General features: G+C 58.2%; 21 protein-coding genes. 12 read left to right on the top strand and 9 right to left on the bottom strand.

Annotated features, from left to right (window positions below; all coding sequences use genetic code 11):
- Positions 1–11 precede the first annotated feature (11 nt).
- The gene (gene chrA, locus ASF29_RS11345) at positions 12–1,334 is read right to left on the bottom strand and encodes a chromate efflux transporter (RefSeq protein WP_062450797.1); all 1,323 of its coding nucleotides are present in this window, start codon (positions 1,332–1,334) and stop codon (positions 12–14) included.
- Positions 1,335–1,503: 169 nt separating this feature from the next.
- On the opposite strand from chrA, the gene groES reads away from it, so the two are divergent.
- From groES to ASF29_RS11365, 4 genes are all read left to right on the top strand, one after another.
- Positions 1,504–1,800 carry a co-chaperone GroES gene (groES, locus tag ASF29_RS11350; protein WP_045229730.1) on the top strand — a complete coding sequence of 99 codons (297 nt, stop codon included), beginning with the start codon at positions 1,504–1,506 and terminating at the stop codon, positions 1,798–1,800.
- Between the two features lie 63 nt (positions 1,801–1,863).
- Complete coding sequence (groL, locus tag ASF29_RS11355; protein WP_062450798.1) at positions 1,864–3,498, top strand: chaperonin GroEL; 1,635 nt, start codon at positions 1,864–1,866, stop codon at positions 3,496–3,498.
- A 154-nt stretch (positions 3,499–3,652) separates the two neighbouring features.
- Positions 3,653–4,378 (top strand): hypothetical protein, encoded by a 726-nt coding sequence (locus ASF29_RS11360; protein ID WP_156462635.1) that lies wholly within the window; start codon positions 3,653–3,655, stop codon positions 4,376–4,378.
- Positions 4,379–4,510: 132 nt separating this feature from the next.
- Positions 4,511–4,957 (top strand): DoxX family protein, encoded by a 447-nt coding sequence (locus ASF29_RS11365; RefSeq protein WP_062450800.1) that lies wholly within the window; start codon positions 4,511–4,513, stop codon positions 4,955–4,957.
- A gap of 72 nt (positions 4,958–5,029) precedes the next feature.
- Here the strand turns inward: ASF29_RS11365 and hisG are convergent, their stop codons facing one another.
- The 3 genes from hisG to hisS all read right to left on the bottom strand — a co-directional run bounded on the left by hisG (position 5,030) and on the right by hisS (position 8,574).
- The gene (hisG, locus tag ASF29_RS11370) at positions 5,030–5,725 is read right to left on the bottom strand and encodes an ATP phosphoribosyltransferase (RefSeq protein ID WP_062450801.1); all 696 of its coding nucleotides are present in this window, start codon (positions 5,723–5,725) and stop codon (positions 5,030–5,032) included.
- Positions 5,722–6,843, bottom strand: coding sequence for an ATP phosphoribosyltransferase regulatory subunit (locus ASF29_RS11375; RefSeq protein WP_062450802.1), 1,122 nt, complete (start codon positions 6,841–6,843; stop codon positions 5,722–5,724). Before ASF29_RS11375 ends, hisG begins: the two co-directional genes overlap by 4 nt.
- A gap of 204 nt (positions 6,844–7,047) precedes the next feature.
- Positions 7,048–8,574, bottom strand: coding sequence for a histidine--tRNA ligase (hisS, locus tag ASF29_RS11380; RefSeq protein ID WP_062450803.1), 1,527 nt, complete (start codon positions 8,572–8,574; stop codon positions 7,048–7,050).
- A 156-nt stretch (positions 8,575–8,730) separates the two neighbouring features.
- Here hisS and ASF29_RS11385 point away from each other — a divergent pair, with 156 nt between their 5' ends.
- From ASF29_RS11385 to ASF29_RS11400, 4 genes are read left to right on the top strand one after another with little or no spacing between them, the layout of a single operon-like run.
- Positions 8,731–8,958, top strand: a complete 228-nt coding sequence (locus ASF29_RS11385) for a DUF6290 family protein (RefSeq protein ID WP_013635548.1) — start codon at positions 8,731–8,733, stop codon at positions 8,956–8,958.
- Positions 8,942–9,211, top strand: a complete 270-nt coding sequence (locus ASF29_RS11390) for a type II toxin-antitoxin system RelE/ParE family toxin (RefSeq protein WP_062450804.1) — start codon at positions 8,942–8,944, stop codon at positions 9,209–9,211. Before ASF29_RS11385 ends, ASF29_RS11390 begins: the two co-directional genes overlap by 17 nt.
- Positions 9,212–9,214: 3 nt before the next feature.
- A complete protein-coding gene (locus ASF29_RS11395) occupies positions 9,215–9,976 on the top strand; it encodes a hypothetical protein (RefSeq protein ID WP_062450805.1) in 762 nt (253 codons plus the stop codon).
- 44 nt (positions 9,977–10,020) lie between these two features.
- Positions 10,021–10,392, top strand: coding sequence for a DUF305 domain-containing protein (locus ASF29_RS11400; RefSeq protein ID WP_062450806.1), 372 nt, complete (start codon positions 10,021–10,023; stop codon positions 10,390–10,392).
- A gap of 19 nt (positions 10,393–10,411) precedes the next feature.
- Here ASF29_RS11400 and ASF29_RS11405 read toward each other — a convergent pair whose 3' ends face one another.
- Positions 10,412–10,855 (bottom strand): hypothetical protein, encoded by a 444-nt coding sequence (locus ASF29_RS11405; RefSeq protein ID WP_062450807.1) that lies wholly within the window; start codon positions 10,853–10,855, stop codon positions 10,412–10,414.
- Complete coding sequence (locus ASF29_RS11410; protein WP_062451027.1) at positions 10,852–11,481, bottom strand: DNA-3-methyladenine glycosylase I; 630 nt, start codon at positions 11,479–11,481, stop codon at positions 10,852–10,854. The genes ASF29_RS11405 and ASF29_RS11410 overlap by 4 nt, the downstream gene beginning before the upstream one ends.
- Positions 11,482–11,670: 189 nt before the next feature.
- On the opposite strand from ASF29_RS11410, the gene ASF29_RS11415 reads away from it, so the two are divergent.
- The gene (locus ASF29_RS11415; protein ID WP_062450808.1) at positions 11,671–12,393 is read left to right on the top strand and encodes a L,D-transpeptidase; all 723 of its coding nucleotides are present in this window, start codon (positions 11,671–11,673) and stop codon (positions 12,391–12,393) included.
- 181 nt (positions 12,394–12,574) lie between these two features.
- On the opposite strand, the gene glcF is transcribed toward ASF29_RS11415, so the two are convergent.
- From glcF to ASF29_RS11430, 3 genes are all read right to left on the bottom strand, one after another.
- Positions 12,575–13,882, bottom strand: a complete 1,308-nt coding sequence (gene glcF, locus ASF29_RS11420) for a glycolate oxidase subunit GlcF (protein WP_062450809.1) — start codon at positions 13,880–13,882, stop codon at positions 12,575–12,577.
- Positions 13,883–14,087: 205 nt separating this feature from the next.
- A complete protein-coding gene (gene glcE, locus ASF29_RS11425) occupies positions 14,088–15,281 on the bottom strand; it encodes a glycolate oxidase subunit GlcE (protein ID WP_062451028.1) in 1,194 nt (397 codons plus the stop codon).
- 5 nt (positions 15,282–15,286) lie between these two features.
- Positions 15,287–16,726, bottom strand: coding sequence for an FAD-linked oxidase C-terminal domain-containing protein (locus ASF29_RS11430; protein ID WP_062450810.1), 1,440 nt, complete (start codon positions 16,724–16,726; stop codon positions 15,287–15,289).
- 123 nt (positions 16,727–16,849) lie between these two features.
- Here ASF29_RS11430 and ASF29_RS11435 point away from each other — a divergent pair, with 123 nt between their 5' ends.
- The 3 genes from ASF29_RS11435 to ASF29_RS11445 all read left to right on the top strand — a co-directional run bounded on the left by ASF29_RS11435 (position 16,850) and on the right by ASF29_RS11445 (position 19,908).
- The gene (locus ASF29_RS11435; RefSeq protein ID WP_062450811.1) at positions 16,850–17,749 is read left to right on the top strand and encodes a LysR family transcriptional regulator; all 900 of its coding nucleotides are present in this window, start codon (positions 16,850–16,852) and stop codon (positions 17,747–17,749) included.
- A gap of 87 nt (positions 17,750–17,836) precedes the next feature.
- Positions 17,837–19,174, top strand: coding sequence for a glycosyltransferase family 1 protein (locus ASF29_RS11440; protein WP_062450812.1), 1,338 nt, complete (start codon positions 17,837–17,839; stop codon positions 19,172–19,174).
- Entirely contained in the window at positions 19,171–19,908 is a 738-nt protein-coding gene (locus ASF29_RS11445) for an HAD-IIB family hydrolase (RefSeq protein ID WP_062450813.1), read from the top strand. The genes ASF29_RS11440 and ASF29_RS11445 overlap by 4 nt, the downstream gene beginning before the upstream one ends.
- Positions 19,909–19,974 lie beyond the last annotated feature (66 nt).

A 19,974-nucleotide genomic window follows, 5' to 3' on the forward strand; every position in this document is an offset into this window, starting at 1 on the left:
GCGGCGGCACATCACATCAGCCAGAGGCGAAGAACACCGCCTGCGATGCCAAGCGCCAGCACCGGAACCATGCCGACTTTCCAGCGCATCAGCATCAGCAAGGACAGGACCAGTAGGCCTGTCGCAAAGGGATCGAGCGTATTCCAGACCGGCCAGGATAGGCCGGGGCCGAAGCTTAGCGGAACAGCGATGCGCTTGACCTCGCCAAACAGCACATGCAGCCCAAACCAGATGGAAAGGTTGAGAATGACACCCACGACCGCTGCCGTGATGGCCGAAAGAGCTGACGATAGAGCGCGATTGTTGCGCAGTTTTTCGACATAGGGTGCGCCGAGAAAGATGAAGATGAAGCTGGGCACGAATGTCGCCCACGCCGTTACTGTCGCGCCAAGCATGCCTGCGACCATCGGGTCCAGCCACTCCCCATGGCGAAACCCGGCCAGAAAGCCGATATAGGGCAGCACCAGCACCAGAGGCCCCGGCGTGGCTTCGGCCAGCGCCAAACCATCCAGCATTTCGCCGGGGCTGAGCCAGACATGGGTTTCCACCGCCACCTGCGCGACATAGGCCAGCACAGCATAGGCCCCGCCGAAGGTGACGACGGCCATGCGCGAGAAGAAGCTTTGTAAGGTCGCCAGCGTTTCCGGCGCGGAGAAAAGGAAAATCAGCGCCAGCGGGATCTGCCAGATCACCAGTCCCAGCACGAGGCCCCTCACCCGAGACAGAAGCGTGACTGGTGCCGCCTCTGCATCCGTTTCACTTAGTTCAACGGCGGCATGACGCGCACGCAGAAAGCCGATCAGGCCAGCCGCGAAGATGACGAGCGGAAACGGCAGACCGAAGACGAATAGCGCAATGAAGGCCGCCGCTGCGATGCCTGCAAGAAAACGACTGACCAGCGCCCGCTTGGCCACCCGGATCAAGGCTTCGATAACGATGGCCAGCACGCAGGCCTTCAGGCCGAACAAAAGGCCCGGCAGCCAATGGGTGTCCTGATAGAGGCAATAGGCGGCAGCAAGTGCCACGATGGCGAAGAAGCCCGGCAGGATGAAGAGCGTTCCGGCGATGATGCCGCCACGCACACCATGCATGAGCCAGCCGATATAGGTGGCCAGTTGCTGTGCCTCCGGCCCCGGCAGCAGCATGCAATAATTGAGGGCATGCATGAAGCGGGCTTCAGACACCCAGCGTTTCTCATCCACCACCACACGGTGCATCATGCCGATCTGTCCGGCGGGACCGCCGAAGCTGAGGCAGCCTATGCGGGCGAAGACGGATGTGAGTTCGGCGAGAGACGGTTTGGCTGCGGGTGGCGGGTTTATAATATCTGTCATGAACCGCTGATAACCATTTTACATGAAATATTTCCGACAGGGCGTTCTTGACTCACCACAGGCACAGCCCTATCTCTGCCTCGCTAGCACTCTCCAATGAGGAGTGCTAACACTTATCACGCGGACCTTTGATGGGTTCGTACAGGTCATTTGATCGAGGGATTAGACAATGACAAGCACTACTTTCCGTCCGCTGCATGACCGCGTCGTTGTTCGTCGCGTTGAGTCTGAAGCAAAGACCAAGGGCGGCATCATCATTCCTGATACCGCCAAGGAAAAGCCACAGGAAGGCGAAATCGTCGCTGTTGGCACCGGCGCTCGCGACGATAGCGGCAAGCTCGTTCCTCTGGACGTCAAGGCTGGCGACCGCGTGCTGTTTGGCAAGTGGTCCGGCACTGAAGTCAAGCTCGACGGCGAAGACCTTCTGATCATGAAGGAATCCGACATCATGGGCGTTATCGGCTGATTTAGCCGGTTTTCTCATCCTTACATGACAACCAATGGGCAATGAGCCCGGGAGTTTTCTACAATGGCAGCTAAAGAAATTAAATTCGGCCGCACAGCGCGCGAAAAGATGCTCAAGGGCGTCGACGTTCTCGCAGACGCAGTGAAGGTAACGCTTGGTCCTAAGGGCCGTAACGTCATCATCGACAAGTCCTTCGGCGCTCCGCGCATCACCAAGGACGGTGTTTCTGTCGCCAAGGAAATCGAACTCGAAGACAAGTTCGAAAACATGGGCGCACAGATGGTCCGCGAAGTTGCTTCGAAGACCAACGACATCGCCGGTGACGGCACCACGACTGCGACCGTTCTTGCACAGGCCATCGTTCGCGAAGGCAACAAGGCTGTTGCGGCCGGCATGAACCCGATGGACCTGAAGCGCGGTATCGACCTCGCTGTGTCGGAAGTCGTCAAGGACCTTCAGTCCAAGGCAAAGAAGATCTCCACTTCGGAAGAAGTTGCACAGGTCGGCACGATCTCTGCAAACGGCGACACGCAGGTCGGCAAGGACATTGCTGAAGCCATGCAGAAGGTTGGCAACGAAGGCGTTATCACCGTCGAAGAAGCCAAGACCGCAGAAACCGAACTCGAAGTCGTTGAAGGCATGCAGTTCGACCGCGGCTACCTGTCGCCTTACTTCGTCACCAACCCTGAAAAGATGGTTGCTGACCTGGAAGACGCCTACATTCTTCTCCACGAGAAGAAGCTTTCGAACCTTCAGGCCATGCTGCCTGTTCTCGAAGCTGTCGTTCAGACCGGCAAGCCACTCGTCATCATCGCTGAAGACGTCGAAGGCGAAGCTCTTGCTACGCTCGTCGTCAACAAGCTGCGTGGCGGCCTGAAGATTGCTGCTGTCAAGGCTCCTGGCTTCGGCGATCGCCGCAAGGCCATGCTCGAAGACATCGCGATCCTGACCGGCGGTACGGTTATCTCCGAAGACATCGGCATCAAGCTCGAAAACGTCACGCTCGACATGCTCGGCAAGGCGAAGAAGGTTTCGATCTCCAAGGAAAACACGACGATCGTCGACGGTTCGGGCCAGAAGTCCGACATCGAAGGCCGCGTTGCACAGATCAAGGCTCAGATCGAAGAAACTTCTTCCGATTATGACCGCGAAAAGCTGCAGGAACGTCTTGCCAAGCTCGCTGGCGGCGTTGCCGTTATCCGCGTTGGCGGCTCCACGGAAATCGAAGTGAAGGAACGCAAGGACCGCATCGACGACGCTCTGAACGCGACGCGCGCTGCTGTTCAGGAAGGCATCGTCCCAGGCGGCGGTACGGCTCTCCTGCGCTCTTCCACGAAGATCACCGTCAAGGGTGCAAACGACGACCAGGAAGCTGGCATCAACATCGTTCGCCGCGCTCTCCAGTCGCTGGTTCGCCAGATCGCTGAAAACGCAGGTGACGAAGCCTCCATCGTTGTTGGCAAGATCCTCGAAAAGAACGAAGAGAACTGGGGCTACAACGCCCAGACCTCTGAATATGGCGACATGATTGCCATGGGTATCGTCGATCCGGTCAAGGTTGTTCGCACAGCTCTGCAGAACGCAGCTTCGGTTGCTTCCCTGCTGATCACGACGGAAGCCATGATTGCAGAACTCCCTAAGAAGGAATCTGCAATGCCTCCAATGCCAGGCGGTGGCATGGGCGGTATGGACTTCTAAGAAGTCGATATCCTTTGGAATACGAAAGGCGGTCCTCACGGGCCGCCTTTTTTCATTGTGACGATTTTGGAGACGCTATATCGTCAAACGAGCGCAGAACAGACTACGCAACCAAAGAGACGGAGGTTAAGTGTCAAACATAGAAGCGGAGCCAGTGGCAGCACGTACGAAAATCCCATCGTCTCTCTTTTATAAACGACTGTCCCTTCTGGTCGCTGCGGTGCTGATGTTTGCTGCAGGATCATGCGCTTACGACGTCAGCAGCCTGCCTGCTCCCATACCATTTAACACTATTAGTTTTCTAACCGCCCTACTGTATTCCGCCGTCTTCAGCTTCCAATCGATAGCCGTAATGAATGGCCTGATATATTTTGGCAGGATCTTCAACTCTCCACCCGTCGATCACGAAAATCGAAAATGGGACTTCCCAGGCTGGGTTTTGAAAAACCCTTACGCTGCCGTCATTATCGGCCCGCTTGTGTTTATCTCACCGTTCCTTCTTATCTTCGGCCTCTCCGGTATCGTTTTCTTGTTAGCTGTCGGAATTACGCTTTATGTAACGCCCAGACTGCTGGCCAATGGACCCGTTGGATATGTGCTGTTTCTGGCGATATGGCTGGCTGGCGGATGGGCAGTTTCCATGCTCCTCTCCAACACTCACAAGACAACGGCTTGCGAGGCCGATAAGACGGTGCCGCTTCGCTCCGGCACGACAGTGCCGTGCGATGCGTATACCTTCATCGAAAAGGCTGAAGGTTTGCTCCTCTCACATGGGCAATCATCCACCTTCGTCCCACTGAAGGACCTCGCGCCCTATGAGATCGAGGCGCTAGGGCCTGGAAGTCGGTTGATCCGAACTGGAGTCAGCCTATACGAGTGATCAAAAGCGGGGCTCCACTGTCTTCAAATAGTGAACAAATAGTCTCCACTTGTTCATCTGTTCGGGAGTGACAATTTGGCGCATATGGTTGGCATCAATTCATGCCCACGGGCACCATCCTTGGAGACTTCCATGTCTAGCAGCCAGAACGCACTCGTGCTTGTTGCACGCATCCTTCTTTCCTTCATCTTCATCCTGTCCGGCTTCGGCAAGCTGACCGATCCTGCCGGTACGGCTGGCATGATCACCGGCGCTGGCCTTCCTGCCGCAACCGCTCTTGCCTATCTCGCTGGCGCGTTTGAACTCGTCACCGGCCTTGCAGTGCTGGTCGGTTTCCAAACCCGCATCGCTGCTTGGGCGCTCGCTGTATTCTGCGTGTTCACCGGCCTCGTCTTCCACAGCGGCACGGTTGCCGTTCCCGGCTGGCCTGATGCGGCCCTGGGCTGGATCAACACGCTGAACGGCATCATGCTGATGAAGAACATCACGCTGGCCGGTGCCTACATCTTGCTCGCAACGTTTGGCGCCGGTGCCTACTCGCTGGACGCCCGCCGTGGCCTCAGCCTTGCCCGCGCATAAGCTGATCCAACCTTCATAGAAAAAGCCGCTGGAAGCGATCCGGCGGCTTTTTTCGTTGTTATATCGCAGTCTCTAAACGGCAGACTTCAGCCGGGAAACAATATCGCTCACCACCGCGTCACTCTCATGCTCCGGCTTTCGGGCCCGCACGAAGCAGGCTTCGGACCGCAGGATGATGCCATCGGTCAGGATTTTCAGGTGGTTTGCCTTCAGCGTCGAACCGGTGGAGGTGATATCGACGATGATATCCGCCTGCCCCGCTGCCGGTGCGCCTTCGGTCGCGCCGAGACTTTCCACGATGCGGTAAAGCTGAATGCCGTGCTGGCGCGAGAAGAACTGCTGTGTCAGCCGCCAGTATTTGGTGGCGATGGCGAGGCGGCGGCCATGGCGGGCGCGGAATTCGGAGGCGACATCGCCAAGATCGGCCATGCTGTCCACATCGAGCCATATCTCCGGCACGGCAACCACGACATCGGCATGGCCGAAACCGAGGCGGGCGCAGAATTCGACGCGGTTTTCGACATCGCTTAAATCTTCGCGCACCAGGTCTTCGCCGGTGACGCCGAAATCCACGGTGCCATTGCCGATTTCTCGTGCAATTTCGGAGGCCGAGAGATAGGCGATTTCGATATCGTCACGGCCTTCGACGCGACCGCGATAGGAGCGGTCATTGCCGATGGCGAGAACCTTGAGGCCTGCGCGCTCCAGAATGGCGGAGGCGTCTTCCTTCATGCGGCCCTTGGAGGGCAAAGCGATGGTGATGGTCATGCCGTGGCCCTCATGGCTTCGATGCGATCCAGCCAGAGCGAGAAACCGACCGCCGGTATTTTGTCCTTTGCGCCGAGCAGCGTCATCAGCCGGTCAAACCGACCGCCGCCAGCCAGAACGGCGCTTTCGCCTTCCACGCTGACTTCGAAAACGAGGCCGGTGTAATAATCCAGCGGGCGCCCGAAGGCCGCACCATAGGTGATCTTTTCAAGATCGAGACCGCCATTGGCCAGTGCTGCCACGCGGGCATCGAAAGCAGACGAGGCAGCATCCAGTTTCAGCTTTGCCTTATCGGCAAAGTCGGACAGCGTCTGCGATGCCTGCGACAGCGGCGCTTGCAGGGACAGGAACTGCTTCAACAACTCAAAACTTTCATCCGGCAGGCGCGTGGCGGCAAGCGCCAGTTTTTCACGCAGACGCCGGGCGATTTCCTGCGGCGCGCGGCTGGCATTGGTGGAGTAGCCTGTATCCTGCATAACGCTATCGATATAGTCGACCAACACCTTTTCCTCGCCGGTGGCGAGCAGTCCCGCCACGCGTGCATCGAGCCCGGTCATAGGCTTGGGGCTGACGAGGCTTTGCAGCAGCGTATCCAGTTGCACGGTGTCGCCAAAGGCCTGCACCAGCCGCTTCTGCCAGCCTTGCGGCAAGCCGAGCGCAGCGACGACTGCCTCGAACACCTGCTGATCGCCCAACGTGATCGTCAGCTTGCGGCCCGGCAGCAGGCGCTTCAATATCCCGGTCGCATCGCTGATGGCGCGGGCGTCGGCGCTGGCGATATCCGTATCGCCCAAATCCTCTATGCCTGCCTGATAAAACTCGCTCGATCCGTCCCGACGCTGGCGGAAAACCTCGCCCAGATAGGAATAGCGCTTCGGCGTACCGGTTGCGGTTTCGATATGGCGCAGACAAACGGGAATGGTGAATTCCGGGCGCAGACACAGGCTCTCGCCCGTTTCGCTCTCCGTCATGAAAATCCGTCGGCGCAGGTCTTCCCCGGCCATATCCAGAAACGGTTCGGCGGGCTGGATGACAGGCGTATTGACACGCGCCGTCTTTCGGGCGGCGAATTCATCCAGAAGCTCTGCGGAAAAGTCTGGCATATCGATCAGAGGCATGGACGATCTCCTGCGTAGAGTGCGGGATACCCCCCTCTGCCCTGCCGGGCATCTCCCCCGCAAGGAGGGAGATCAGCAAGACGTAAGCTCCTTGCCCATTCCGCCGCGTTAAAGATGGCCGAGACGGTGCTACGATTCGATCTCCCCACCTGTGGGGGAGATGCCCGGCAGGGCAGAGAGGGGCTGCTGGCTGGGCTCATCGGTTTAGTTGCTCTCTGCCCGGCGGCGATCCTCGGCCTGTGCTGCCAGAATCTCTTTCACCTTGGCGACCAGTTCCGCTTCCGGCACCGTTTCCTGCGCCACGCGGGCCTCGCGCCATGCGGCGTTGTCCTCGATCTCGCCGGACAGACGCTTGCCCTCGATCAGGTCCTTGATCTGCACGACGCCCTCGGCACGTTCATCGCCGCCCTGAATGATGGCGATGGGGGCACCCATGCGGTCGGCATATTTCAGCTGGTTGCCGAACTTCTTCCAGTTGCCCTGATACATCTCGGCACGAATGCCTTCCTTGCGCAGCGCCTGCGTGAAGCGCTGGTAGCGCCCCATACTCTCCACATCACCATCCATGACGGTGACGAGAACCGGCGCGAGCGGCTTGACCTGACCGAGCTTGCCAAGGTTCTTCAGCGCCGTCATCAGACGCGAAACACCGATTGAAAAGCCGGTTGCCGGAACCGGCTGGCCCATGAAACGCGACACCAGACCATCATAACGGCCACCGCCGCCGACAGACCCGAAGACGACCTTTTCGCCCTTTTCGTTGGTGACATCGAAGGTGAGTTCGGCTTCGTAGACCGGCCCGGTGTAGTATTCGAGGCCACGGACGACGGATGGGTCGATCAAAACACGATCTTCGCTATATCCTGCAGCAGCGAACAGCTGGGCCATCGTCCGCAACTCTTCACAACCTTCATAACCAATAGGTTTCGATGTGAATTGCATTGCCAACTTGTTGGCCGTCGAAAGATTATCCGCATCTTTTCCATTCAGAAATGCGATAACAATGTCGATCTCTGCATCAGAAAGGTTCACACCCTTGGTGAAATCGCCGGACTCGTCTTTACGTCCCGGACCAAGCAACAGCGTCACACCCTCAACACCGAACTTATCGAGCTTGTCGATGGCACGCAGCACGTTCAAACGACGCCCTGCATTCTCCTCACCACCAAGTCCGATGGCTTCCATGACGCCATCCAGAACCTTGCGGTTGTTCACGCGGATCACATAATCGCCGCGCTTGATGCCCAAAGCTTCTAGCGTATCCGCCATCATCATGCACATTTCGGCATCGGCCTGCACGCCCGGTGCGCCGACGCTGTCGGCATCGAACTGCATGAACTGGCGGAAGCGGCCGGGGCCGGGCTTTTCGTTGCGGAAGACATAGCCGGCGCGGTAGGTGCGGAAGGGCAGTTGGATTTCGTTGAAGTTCTCAGCGACATGGCGCGCGAGCGGTGCGGTGAGATCGTAGCGCAGGCTCATCCACTGGTTGTCATCATCCGTCAGCGAAAACACGCCTTCGTTGGGGCGGTCGCTATCGGGCAGGAATTTGCCGAGCGCATCGGTATATTCGAACAGCGGCGTCTCGATGGGATCGAAGCCGTAGAGTTCGTAGACGCCACGGATTTTCTCGATCATCTCATTGGTGGCATGGATATCGGCGCTCGAGCGATCCACGAAGCCGCGCGGCAGGCGGGCTTTCAGTTTCTGAGGCTTTTTTGCTTTTTCGCTCATGATGCCGGTCCAATTATCTCTTGAAATCAAGCCGGTGTATTAGAGGATGAAGCCCTGTGCGGCAAGGGCGTGGCCGATGGGAATTGCTGGCAAAGTCACGGTCGCCATGCTAAATGGGATACACGCATCCCACTCGACTTTCGGGAGAAAAGAACCATGAGCAAACAGACCGCCATCCGCCTGCCGGATGAAACCTATGAGCGCCTGAAAGCGCTTTCCGAGCGCACGGGCCGGACATCCGCCTATTACATCCGCGAGGCGATTGAAAAGCATATCGAGGATATGGAGGATTTGTATCTGGCTGAAGAGGCGACGCGGCGCATTCAGCGCGGTGAATCAAAGGTTGTAAGCGCCGAGGAGTTCTGGCGTGATCTGGACAATTGAGTACGATATTCTTGTCCAGAAACAGATCAAGAAACTTGATCCGCAAGCTCGAAATCGCATTCGTTCTTTTCTGCAAGAGCGACTGGCGCAACTCGATAATCCCCGCAAGATAGGTGAAGCGCTGAAAGGCTCCGAACTGGGCAATTACTGGCGCTACCGCGTGGGCGACTACCGCATCCTCTGCGACATTCAGGACCACAAGCTTGTGGTACTCGTCATCGAAATCGGCCACCGCCGGGAAATCTACCGCTGAATCATGATCCTCGAAGCCATCAATTACGCCGCGACCTATGCCAAGACGCCGACGGAATTTCGGCCTTATGTTCGTTACTCCGTCAATCTCTGGGCGCGGGCGAACCGTTGCAAACAAGCATGGGCGGAGCATGAGGAGAATAGCCGCAATTTCATTCTGGCTTCCGCTGCGAAACTTAAACATCGCCGCACGGCAGTCGTGCTTGGTTCCGGCCTCCTGCGGGACGTGCCGCTCAAGCAACTGGCTGCGGCTTTTGATACCGTCGTGCTGGTCGATCTGGTGCATCTGGCCAGCGTGCGCGCGGGACTTTGGCGCCATGCCAAAAGCGTCGTCCTCAATTATCGCGATCTCTCGGGTTTCGATGCCTTGCAAGCGGGTAAAGAACCGGAGCCTTTGAGTTTTCTGCGTCAGGTACCTTATCTTGATCTCGTCATTTCCGCCAATCTGTTGTCGCAGATCGGAACGGGCGTGCAGAACCGTCTTGAGAAAGAGAATGCAAACACCATGTCGGATGATACCCTGCCCCGGCTTATCCAGGCCCATATCGATGGCCTTTCCGGCCTGCCCTGCAAGGCCTGCCTTCTCACCGATACCGGCTTCGAGGTGATCGATAAGAACGGCGGGCTACAGCAGCAGGAAGACCTCTTGTATGGCGTGTCGGTGCCAAGCATCGCACGCGAATGGAACTGGCCGGTCGTGCCCTTTGGCGAGGAAAGCCGGGATTATCAGATCATTCATAAGGTGATTGCCAGCGAAATGACATGAATATCAGGTCAATCGAACGCACCGTCACACAGGAAGGATAATCCATGTCTGTCAAAACCATTTCCCTCGTGCTAGCACTCGGCGCCGCTTTCATGATGCCAGCTTACGCTCAAGACGGCGGACATGCGGGCCACACCATGTCCAAGGGGACGCCATCCAAAAACGCCTCGACACAGGCCTTCATGGAAGCCAGCAAAAAGATGCATGAGGATATGTCGGCGGAGTACACAGGCGATGCCGATGTTGATTTCGTGCGCGGCATGATCCCGCATCATCAAGGCGCTATCGATATGGCCAAGGTGGAATTGCAATATGGCAAGGACCCGGAAATCCGCAAACTGGCGCAAGAGGTCATCAAAGCGCAGGAAGCGGAAATTGCCATGATGAAAGAATGGCTGAAATCAAAGGGCCACTGAATAACTGCGCAGGGGCGGCCTATGGCTGCCTCTCCACCGTAATCGTGTAATTGGCACCCAGGCCACGGCGCGAAGCGCTGAGGACGAGGATGGGGCGGATCAGCCATTCCGTCTCTGCCTTGGGCGTCAGCAGTGCCGTGTTATTGCCCGCATCGCTGAAGAAGATTGCGTCGTCCTCGGGCTTGGCAAAATCGAAAATGGCCATGACCACGAATTCGCTTCGGCTGGCGAGGGTTACTTTCAGCTTCTCTCCGGCCTTGACCTTGAGGCGATAGACATCGCCGCGGCCCTGTCGCGTCCAGCCATTCAGCACCAGTGGGCCGGAGGCTGGCATGGTGGCGGGTTGCAGCTTTTCGCCGTCATCCAACCAGATGCCATCAACATTGCGGCCTTCGGCATGGGCGGGAGCCAACGCCGACAGGGCGAGAAGGAATACCAAAAGAATCTGGGGAAACCGGGTCATGGGCGTGAAAACTCCAGCCTTTGCGTTTCAATACGCGGGCGGCAATGGCAACCTTCAATGTGGTCGTTGACCATGCCCATGGCCTGCATGAAGGCGTAAATGGTGGTGGGGCCGACAAAGGTCCAGCCGCGCTTTTTCAGGTCTTTCGACAGGCGCGTGGACGCGGGCGTAATGGGGTTGGCGCGCAGGGTTGCGTAATCGAAGACCGGTGGACGCTCTTCCGGCTCCGGCTCGAAACCCCAGAAATAGCGGGCGAGCGAACCAAACTCATCGCGCATCTCGATGGCGCGGCGGGCATTGTTGATGGTGGACACGATCTTGCCGCGATGGCGGATGATGCCCTTGTCGGCGACGCAACGCTCGACATCCGCCTCACCGAAGTCTGCGACCTTTTCGAAATCGAAGCCGCAGAAAGCGGCGCGAAAGGCTTCTCGCTTGCGCAGCACCATCAGCCAGGAGAGGCCGGACTGAAAGCCTTCCAAACAAATCTTTTCGAACAGACGCGTGTCGTCCTTGACCGGGTGTCCCCATTCTTCATCGTGATAGAGCGCGTAATCCGCCAGCCCCTGCTGCCAGGAACAGCGAATGAGGCCGTCTTCACCCGTCGAAAGTCCGGTTTCACTCATCGCGCCCATGCTCTTTTCCATTGTCTGCCGGTGATTACCATTGATTCACTCTGTTTCAAAACCGTGCGCTAACCTTATTAAAAGGTTTCGGCCAAATCGCGGCTTTTCATGAACGGCCATTTACCATTCGCTGTCTCGGAGGTGCGAACGTGACGGTTATGTTCCGGTGTCATGTAGAGAGTCCACCCGATGTCGATGAAACCCGTTTTTATGGCGCTGAGCCTTGTCTGCGCCTTCTCCATGCCAGCCCTTGCCAATGATCGTTACCGAGAGCGTCCACCCGTCGTCGTCAGCCCTGATCTGACGGCCCCATGGGTGATGCAGCTGGGCGGTGCGCAGGTTCACCCGGTGGTTTATCCTCAGCGCCCTGCGCGTCCTTCGCTGTTCCAGCGACCCGTTGCACAACCGCGCGCGCAGGCCGTGGCCGCAAGACCGAATACGCCAAATATGCGCATCGCTCCGCAATTCCTGCCGCAGATGGTGCAGTATCAGGGCAAGGAAGCGCCGGGCACAATCGTCATCGATACGCCCAACCGCTTCCTTTATCTCGTCATGGCAGATGGAAAAGCGCGCCGCTACGGCGTGGGCGTTGGCAAGCCGGGCTTCGAATGGGCCGGTACGCATAAGATCACCCGCAAGAACGAATGGCCAAGCTGGACGCCGCCGCAGGAAATGATCACTCGCGAAGCCGCAAAGGGCCATTACCTGCCTGCCTTCATGGAAGGCGGTCCGGCCAACCCGATGGGTGCCCGCGCCATGTATCTCGGCTCCACGCTTTACCGCATTCACGGCACCAACCAGCCATGGACCATCGGCAGCAACAATTCGTCGGGCTGCATCCGCATGCGCAATGAAGATGTGACCGATCTTTACGAACGCGTGAATGTCGGCACGAAGGTCATAGTGATCTGATAGCAACGCTGAAGTCATTCTTCACGCCGGAGAGTTGTGAAACGGACTGAACGTGCTTGCCGGATGGCTGAAATGCGTTAAGTTCCGAGCATAAACTTTGGCGGGGGACGTCAAGGCGCCGGAAGCGCTTTAAAGCTGCACGCCGGATATTAAAAAACGGGCGGGTCAAACCGCTCGTTTTTTATTTTAATGCTTCGATCCTGTTCGGTTTCTTGCCGCCATAGGCCCAGTCCAGCAATTGTACGGTGTGCACTATGGGAATAGCGGTGCCGCTGGCGATCTGCGTCATGCAGCCGATATTGCCGGTGGCGATGATATCAGCCTTCGTCGCTTCGATGTTCTTCACCTTACGGGCCTTCAACTGCGCCGAAATTTCCGGCTGCAGAATATTGTAGGTGCCCGCCGAGCCACAACAGAGATGCCCTTCCGCCGGATCGCGCACGGCAAAGCCTGCTGCCTTCAGCAGCAGTTTCGGTGGCATGGTGATCTTCTGGCCATGTTGCATGGAACAGGCGGAATGATAGGCGACCGTCAGGCCGTTGCGCTCCAGCGGCGGCAGGTCGAGACCCGCGAGATATTCGGTGATATCCTTCGCCAGTGCCGAGACCTCTTTAGCTTTGTCTGCATAGGCGGCATCCAGCCGCAGCATATGGCCGTAGTCCTTGATGATGGTGCCGCAGCCGGATGCGGTGATGATGATGGCATCCAGACCGCCGCGTTCGATCTCGCGCATCCAAACATCGACATTGCGCCTTGCCGATGCCAGCGCCTGCTCCTCACGGCCCATATGGTGCACCAGCGCCCCGCAACAGGCCTCACCTTCCGGCAAAACGACTTCGATGCCAATCCGGGTCAGAAGCCGGATGGTCGCGTCGTTGATCTCAGGGTCGAGTACGGGCTGAGCACAGCCGGTGAGGATGGCAACCCGTCCGCGCTTTTCGGCCTGTGGGGCATGAGTGCCGGGATTGGCGACGGTCGATGGTGTGGGAGTGGTTTTCGGAGCCAGATCAAGCATCGATGCCAAGGGCCGCAGCGCTTTAGTCTTGCGAAACAAGGACGCGAAAGGTTGGCCTAGGCGGGCGAGCTTGAGCGCTGTTCGGAAGCGTGCGGGATAAGGCAACACGAAGGCCAGTAGATTGCGGATAAGGCGATCCATGATGGGTCGCCGGTAGGTTTTTTCGATATGGATACGGGCGTGATCCACCAGATGCATATAGTCCACGCCGGAGGGACAGGTGGTCACGCAGGCCAGACAGGAGAGACAACGATCAATATGCGTCACCACCTGGGCGTCCGCCGGGCGGTCATTTTCCAGCATATCCTTGATGAGATAGATGCGCCCGCGCGGACTATCCAGCTCGTTGCCAAGCGTCACATAGGTGGGACAGGTGGCCGTGCAGAACCCGCAATGCACGCATTTGCGCAGGATCGCTTCTGATTGAGCGATATTGGGATCGGCGAGTTGTTGGGGGGTGAAGGAGGTTTGCATTAGGCGAGACCTCGGGCGTAAGTGCGGATGCGCCCCCCTCTGTCCTGCCGGACATCTCCCCCACAGGTGGGGAGATCGGCTGGGCGCACGGACGTCGCTCCACCGTCAACGTCAGAGATGGGCGAGAGGTCGCCCCGGGTCGATCTCCCTCCTTGTGGGGGAGATGTCCGGCAGGACAGAGGGGGGTGAGCCATAAACTCGATCATCACGATATTCCCATTCTCCCCGGATTGAAAATTCCGGCGGGATCAAGCTTCCCCTTCACCCGCCCCGAAAGCGTAGCCTCTACAGTCAAAAGTGGCTCAAACGCTGCAATGCCCTCCCGAGCGTCAGCTCGCACCAGTGTGGCATGGCCACCGCCGACCGCCTTCACGTAGTGCCGCAGAAGCTCCGCTTCCGGCTGGGCCTCCATCTGCATCCAGACCAACCCGCCCTGCCAGTCATAAAACGCATCGATACCCGCTTCCAGCCGAAGCGCCGCCACCAGCTTGTGGCCTTGGGAGGGAGCGACGGACACGCGCCAGAGCGGTTTTGCAGGATTGGTGGCATAGGGCGTCACATCGCGGATCTCCCGCCACAGCGCCTTGCTCTGGTCCTCACCGAGAAACAGAGAAGGACTGAGTGCCGACAGGATGGCCTGCAATTTCTGCGACCGTGCCTTGACTGACGCACCGAGCCCTTCTAGCCGCAGTACGGTTGCCGCGCCGTCCGGTAGCGATCCGCTCACGAAGCGTGACTTGACACTTTCAGGCAGATGCGCAGCACCTGATACCTCGACACTGGTCGCCATGGCAACAGCCATGGCGTGGGTTGCGGCTTCGTCTTCAAGGCCGGATATCACCAGCGTGGTTTGCGCAGGCGGCACCGGCAGAACGCGGAAGGTGACTTCGGTGAGAAAGCCGAGGGTTCCGTAGGAGCCCGCCAGCAGCTTCACCAAATCAAGCCCGGTGACGTTCTTCATCACCCGCCCGCCCGCCTTGATGACCTCTCCCTGACCATTGGCGAAGCGGATGCCGAGAAGGCTATCACGTGCCGCGCCCGCCACATAACGGCGCGGGCCGGAGACGTTGGCGGCGAAGATTCCGCCGATGGTTGGTTCACCGACCGTGCCCATCACGACGCGGTGGTCCATGGGTTCGAATGCCATCATTTGTTTGGCCGCTGACAAAGCCGCCTCGACTTCTGCCACGGGCGTTCCGGCTTTCACCGTCATGACCATTTCGGCGGGGTTATAGGCGACGATGCCGGTGATTGCGCGCGATGACAGCGCCGCCTCGGCCTCGACGCGATTGCCGAAGCGGGAGCGCGTGTTGCCGCCAAAGATCGCCAACGCCCGGCGAGCCTCGGCATGGTCACGGATGATATCGGCAGCTTCGATTTCACTGGTTGGCAAAAACATGTCCATCATGACCCAGGCCGTCCCTCCAGCGGGAAGACTTTGGAAGGGTTCAATATCCAGCCCGCATCGAAGGCGGACCGCACCGCCATTTGCTGCGCCAGATCGGCGTCGGAATATTGGTGGCGCATCAGGTCCCGTTTTTCAATGCCGACACCATGCTCTCCCGTCAAGCAACCGCCCGCATCGACACAGAGGCGCAGGATTTGATTGCCTGCTTCCTCGGCTTTCGCGGCCTCCTCCGGGTCGTTGGCGTTGAACAGAATGAGCGGATGCATGTTGCCATCGCCCGCATGGAAGACATTGGCGACGCGCAGCCCGAGGCTATCAACGATTTCGCCCGTCTTTTTCAGCACGTAAGACAGCTGGCTGAGTGGTACCGTGCCATCCATGCAGATATAATCCGAAATGCGGCCCGTCGCGCCGAAGGCGGATTTGCGGCCTTTCCAGATGGCGGCAGCTTCCATGGCGGATTGGCATTCGCGCACGGTCTTCACACCATGGTTGCGGGCAATGGCGACGATATCGGCCAGCATGGCGTCCATTTCGTCTTCCGACCCCTCCACCTCGACAATCAGCAGCGCGCCGACATCCAGCGGATATCCGGCCTTGGCAAAGGCCTCGCAAATTTCGATTGCCGGTTTGTCCATGAATTCGATGGCCACAGGAATGATGCCCGCGCCGATGATATCTGCCACACACGAACCTGCCTCCTCGGAGGTTTCGAAACCAAAGAGAACCGGGCGCGCGCCTTCCGGCTTGGCAATCAGCCGCACCGTGGCTTCCGTGACAATACCAAGCTGGCCTTCCGACCCGCAGACGAGGCCCAGCAGATCGTAACCACCAGCATCCAGATGCTTGCCGCCCAGTTCCAGCACCGTGCCATCCACCAGCACCATTTTCACGCCCAGCAGATTGTTGGTGGTTACCCCGTATTTCAGGCAATGCGCGCCGCCGGAATTCATGCCGATATTGCCGCCGATGGTGCAGGCCAGCTGCGAGCTGGGGTCCGGCGCATAAAAGAAACCTTGCGGGCCAGCGACATCGGAAATCGAAAGGTTCGTCACGCCCGCCTGCACTGTGGCGGTGCGGTTGAACAGGTCCAGCTCCAGAATCTGCGACATCTTCGAGAGGCCGATCACAACGGCATCTTCCTGCGGAATCGCCCCGCCTGACAACGACGTTCCTGCCCCGCGCGGCACGATGGGAATGCCGTAGCGATGGCAATATTTCGTAACAGCAGCCACCTGCGCCGTCGTTTTCGGCAAGGCGACTGCCAGAGGAAGTTTGCGATAGGAAACGAAAGCGTCCGTTTCGAATGGCACCAGTTCCCGCGCCTCATGCACCAGACATTCCGGCGGCAGGAGATCGGCGAGGTCCGCGACGATCCTCGCGCGGTTGTCGAGCACCGAGGAGCGCGGTTTCAGAAACTCTATGGTTTGCGACATGGTTGCTCCACAGGCCTCCTCCTTGCGATGCAGAGCTTTGAGTTTATGGGCCTTTATGGCTTGGACGCAAGTCGCGCAAATGCTAGAGATTGTTTCCAAAAGGGAAAGAATGGGCGCGGACCGATGACAAATCTGGGTGATCTGGAAGTTTTTGCCAGCGTTGCCGCCTCCGGCAGCATGTCTCACGCCGCAAAAGAACTCGGCTATTCCCCCGCCGTCATTTCCAAGCGGATCAAACGACTGGAAGAAAAGCTCGGCGCCCGGCTGTTCCAGCGCACGACGCGCCAGATTTCTCTGACAGAGGCAGGGCACGGTTTCCATCAGCGTATCTTGGCGGTGCTGGAAGGGCTGGAGGAGGCTGAGGATTTCGTCTCCGGTCGTTCCAACACGCTGAATGGAACGCTGAAGGTCTCGGCGTCCACCTCCTTCGGGCGCATGCATGTGGCACCTCACCTCAAAGCCTTCATGGATCGCCATCCCGGCCTGTCGATCAATCTGGTACTGAGCGATGAGTTCATCGATATCGTCGCCGGTGGCTATGATCTGGCAATCCGCATTGCCGATCTCTCGGATTCCAGTCTTGTTGCGAAGCGCTTGGCGCCGGTGCGGCGGGTTTTGTGTGCATCGCAAAATTACATCGCCGAACACGGCACGCCGCAGACCATCGAAGAGTTGAAGCAGCACCGCTGCTTGCCCGCGCATAACAATGATCTCTGGCGGCTGGAAGGGCCGGATGGTTCGGTAAGCCTGCGACCCGAGGGCATGCTGATAACCAATTCCAGCGAAGTCATCCGCGAAGCCGTGATTTCCGGCCTCGGAATTGCCCTGCGCTCCACATGGGACATTGGCGCAGAGCTGAAATCAGGCGCGCTGGTGCAGGTTTTGCCCGCTTATGAAAGCTCGAAAAGTGTCGCGCTTTCGGCTGTTTATTCCAGCCGCCGCTTCCTTCCGGCCAAGGTGCGGCTGTTCATCAATTACCTCACGGAGCTCTATGGTCCAGTTCCCTATTGGGATCAGATTTGATCAATTTTATCGCCTGTTGATGGAACTTTTTCCGCAGGGCACCATTTTGATGAGGCTATTTGGAAATTTTTACTACGATGGGACGCTATGATTACCACGAGCGAAACTGAACGCTATCCCCGGATAGCACTCATATCGACGCATGGCTACGTAGCCGCACAGCCGCCACTCGGCGCAGCAGATACCGGCGGACAGGTTGTTTATGTCCTGGAACTCGCCAAAAAACTGGGCCAACTTGGATATACCGTCGATCTCTATACCCGCCAGTTCGAAGACCAGCCTGCGTTTGACGAGGTGGATGAGCGCGTGCGCGTCGTGCGCATTCCCTGCGGCGGCAAGGATTTCATCCCAAAGGAATATCTGCACCGCCATCTGATGGAATGGTGCGAGAACGCATTGCGTTTCATCAAGAAAGAAAACCTCAACTACTCCTTCATCAACAGCCATTACTGGGATGCCGGCGTGGCAGGCCAACGCCTGTCCGAAGCACTGAAAGTGCCGCATCTGCACACGCCACATTCCATCGGCATCTGGAAAAAGCGCCAGATGGAGACGGATTATCCCGAAAAGGCCGATACGTTCGAGTTGGAGTTCAACTTTAAGGAACGCATTCAGCACGAACTGATCATCTATCGCAGCTGCGATATGGTCATCGCGACGACGCCGGTGCAGCTGGATGTGCTGATCGAAGATTACGGCCTGAAGCGCAAACACATCCACATGATCCCGCCGGGTTATGATGACAACCGCTTCTTCCCTGTCTCGGAAGGCTCCCGCCAGATGCTGCGTCAGCGCTTTGGCTTCGAGGGCAAGACGGTTCTGGCGCTCGGTCGTCTGGCCACCAACAAGGGCTATGATCTGCTGATCGATGGCTTCTCCGTTCTGGCTGAACGCGAGCCGGAGGCACGCCTTCATCTTGCCGTCGGCGGCGAAAACATGGACGAGCAGGAAACGACGATCCTCAACCAGTTGAAGGACCGGGTGAAATCTCTGAACCTTCAAGACAAGGTCATCTTCTCCGGCTACGTCGCCGATGAAGACCTGCCGGATATCTACCGCGCGGCGGACCTCTTCGTGCTTTCCAGCCGCTACGAACCCTTCGGCATGACCGCTATCGAAGCTATGGCCAGCGGCACGCCGACAGTCGTCACCATCCACGGTGGCCTGTTCCGCGCCGTCAGCTATGGTCGTCATGCGCTGTTCGCCGATCCTTTCGACAAGGAAGATCTCGGCATCACCATGATGAAGCCGTTCAAGCACGAGCGGCTCTATGGTCGCCTGTCGCGCATGGGTGCACACAAGGCCCGCAGTCTGTTTACATGGACAGGCATCGCACAACAGCTTCTGGCCGTTGTCGAGGGTCGCCCGATGATGCCTGTGCTGGAAGAGTCCGATTGGGCCGAACCATGGAATGACGGCGATTGAAACCGGTTCGTCTTTTTTCCACTGACCTGGACGGAACCGTGGTCGGCGACAATGCCGCCACGGCACGTTTCCGCGATTACTGGCAGTCCCTGCCCGCCGCCACCCGACCGTTGCTCGTGCTCAACAGCGGCAGGCTTCTGGACGACCAGTTCGAGCTGATGCGAGATGTTCCTCTGCCAACCCCTGATTATGTCATCGGAGGCGTCGGCACCATGCTGTCGTGTCGGGACCAACCCTCACTCAGCGAGGCTTATAGCGCATCACTTGGCGAAACCTTCGACACGGAAAAAATCAGGGCTCTGGTGTCGGACATTTCCGGCATGAACCAACAGCCTGAACGGTACCAGCATGCAATGAAGTCGAGCTGGTACCTTCATGATGCCGATGAGGCTGCCATCGCAGCCATCGAAGAACGGCTTCGTGCGGCCAATATCGACGCGCGAATCGTCTATTCAAGCAATCGTGATCTCGACATCCTTCCCAGCGCTGCCGACAAGGGCGCGGCCATAACGTGGTTATGCCGACATCTGAACATCTGCCGTGATGAGGTCGTCGTGGCCGGGGATACCGGAAACGATAGGGCCATGTTCGAGCTGCCCGGGGTGCGCGCCATCAGTCCCGCCAATGCCTTACCGGAACTGAAAGCGCTGGCGGAAGGCCGAGATACGATTTTTTCCGCTCAAGAAGCGGAAGCGGACGGCATCATATCAGGCCTGAAACACTGGCTGTCATGATAATGCCGCAACCGGCGTTCACATCTGATGTTTGCTCTACATCAAAAATGCTTGTACGCCGACCGT

The sequence above is a fragment of the Rhizobium sp. Leaf262 genome (genome assembly GCF_001422245.1).
In the GTDB taxonomy this organism is placed as follows: Bacteria; Pseudomonadota; Alphaproteobacteria; order Rhizobiales; family Rhizobiaceae; genus Agrobacterium.

Coding starts and splice junctions, on each gene's coding strand:
- ASF29_RS11365 (WP_062450800.1), top strand. CDS start 4,511: ATGTCTAGCAGCCAGAACGCACTCGTGCTTGTTGCACGCATCCTTCTT.
- ASF29_RS11435 (WP_062450811.1), top strand. CDS start 16,850: ATGACAAATCTGGGTGATCTGGAAGTTTTTGCCAGCGTTGCCGCCTCC.
- hisS (WP_062450803.1), bottom strand. CDS start 8,574: ATGAGCGAAAAAGCAAAAAAGCCTCAGAAACTGAAAGCCCGCCTGCCG.
- hisG (WP_062450801.1), bottom strand. CDS start 5,725: ATGACCATCACCATCGCTTTGCCCTCCAAGGGCCGCATGAAGGAAGAC.
- ASF29_RS11410 (WP_062451027.1), bottom strand. CDS start 11,481: ATGAGTGAAACCGGACTTTCGACGGGTGAAGACGGCCTCATTCGCTGT.
- ASF29_RS11440 (WP_062450812.1), top strand. CDS start 17,837: ATGATTACCACGAGCGAAACTGAACGCTATCCCCGGATAGCACTCATA.
- ASF29_RS11395 (WP_062450805.1), top strand. CDS start 9,215: ATGATCCTCGAAGCCATCAATTACGCCGCGACCTATGCCAAGACGCCG.
- groES (WP_045229730.1), top strand. CDS start 1,504: ATGACAAGCACTACTTTCCGTCCGCTGCATGACCGCGTCGTTGTTCGT.
- glcE (WP_062451028.1), bottom strand. CDS start 15,281: ATGTTTTTGCCAACCAGTGAAATCGAAGCTGCCGATATCATCCGTGAC.
- chrA (WP_062450797.1), bottom strand. CDS start 1,334: ATGACAGATATTATAAACCCGCCACCCGCAGCCAAACCGTCTCTCGCC.
- ASF29_RS11400 (WP_062450806.1), top strand. CDS start 10,021: ATGTCTGTCAAAACCATTTCCCTCGTGCTAGCACTCGGCGCCGCTTTC.
- ASF29_RS11405 (WP_062450807.1), bottom strand. CDS start 10,855: ATGACCCGGTTTCCCCAGATTCTTTTGGTATTCCTTCTCGCCCTGTCG.
- ASF29_RS11415 (WP_062450808.1), top strand. CDS start 11,671: ATGTCGATGAAACCCGTTTTTATGGCGCTGAGCCTTGTCTGCGCCTTC.
- ASF29_RS11375 (WP_062450802.1), bottom strand. CDS start 6,843: ATGCCTCTGATCGATATGCCAGACTTTTCCGCAGAGCTTCTGGATGAA.
- groL (WP_062450798.1), top strand. CDS start 1,864: ATGGCAGCTAAAGAAATTAAATTCGGCCGCACAGCGCGCGAAAAGATG.
- ASF29_RS11385 (WP_013635548.1), top strand. CDS start 8,731: ATGAGCAAACAGACCGCCATCCGCCTGCCGGATGAAACCTATGAGCGC.
- ASF29_RS11430 (WP_062450810.1), bottom strand. CDS start 16,726: ATGTCGCAAACCATAGAGTTTCTGAAACCGCGCTCCTCGGTGCTCGAC.
- glcF (WP_062450809.1), bottom strand. CDS start 13,882: ATGCAAACCTCCTTCACCCCCCAACAACTCGCCGATCCCAATATCGCT.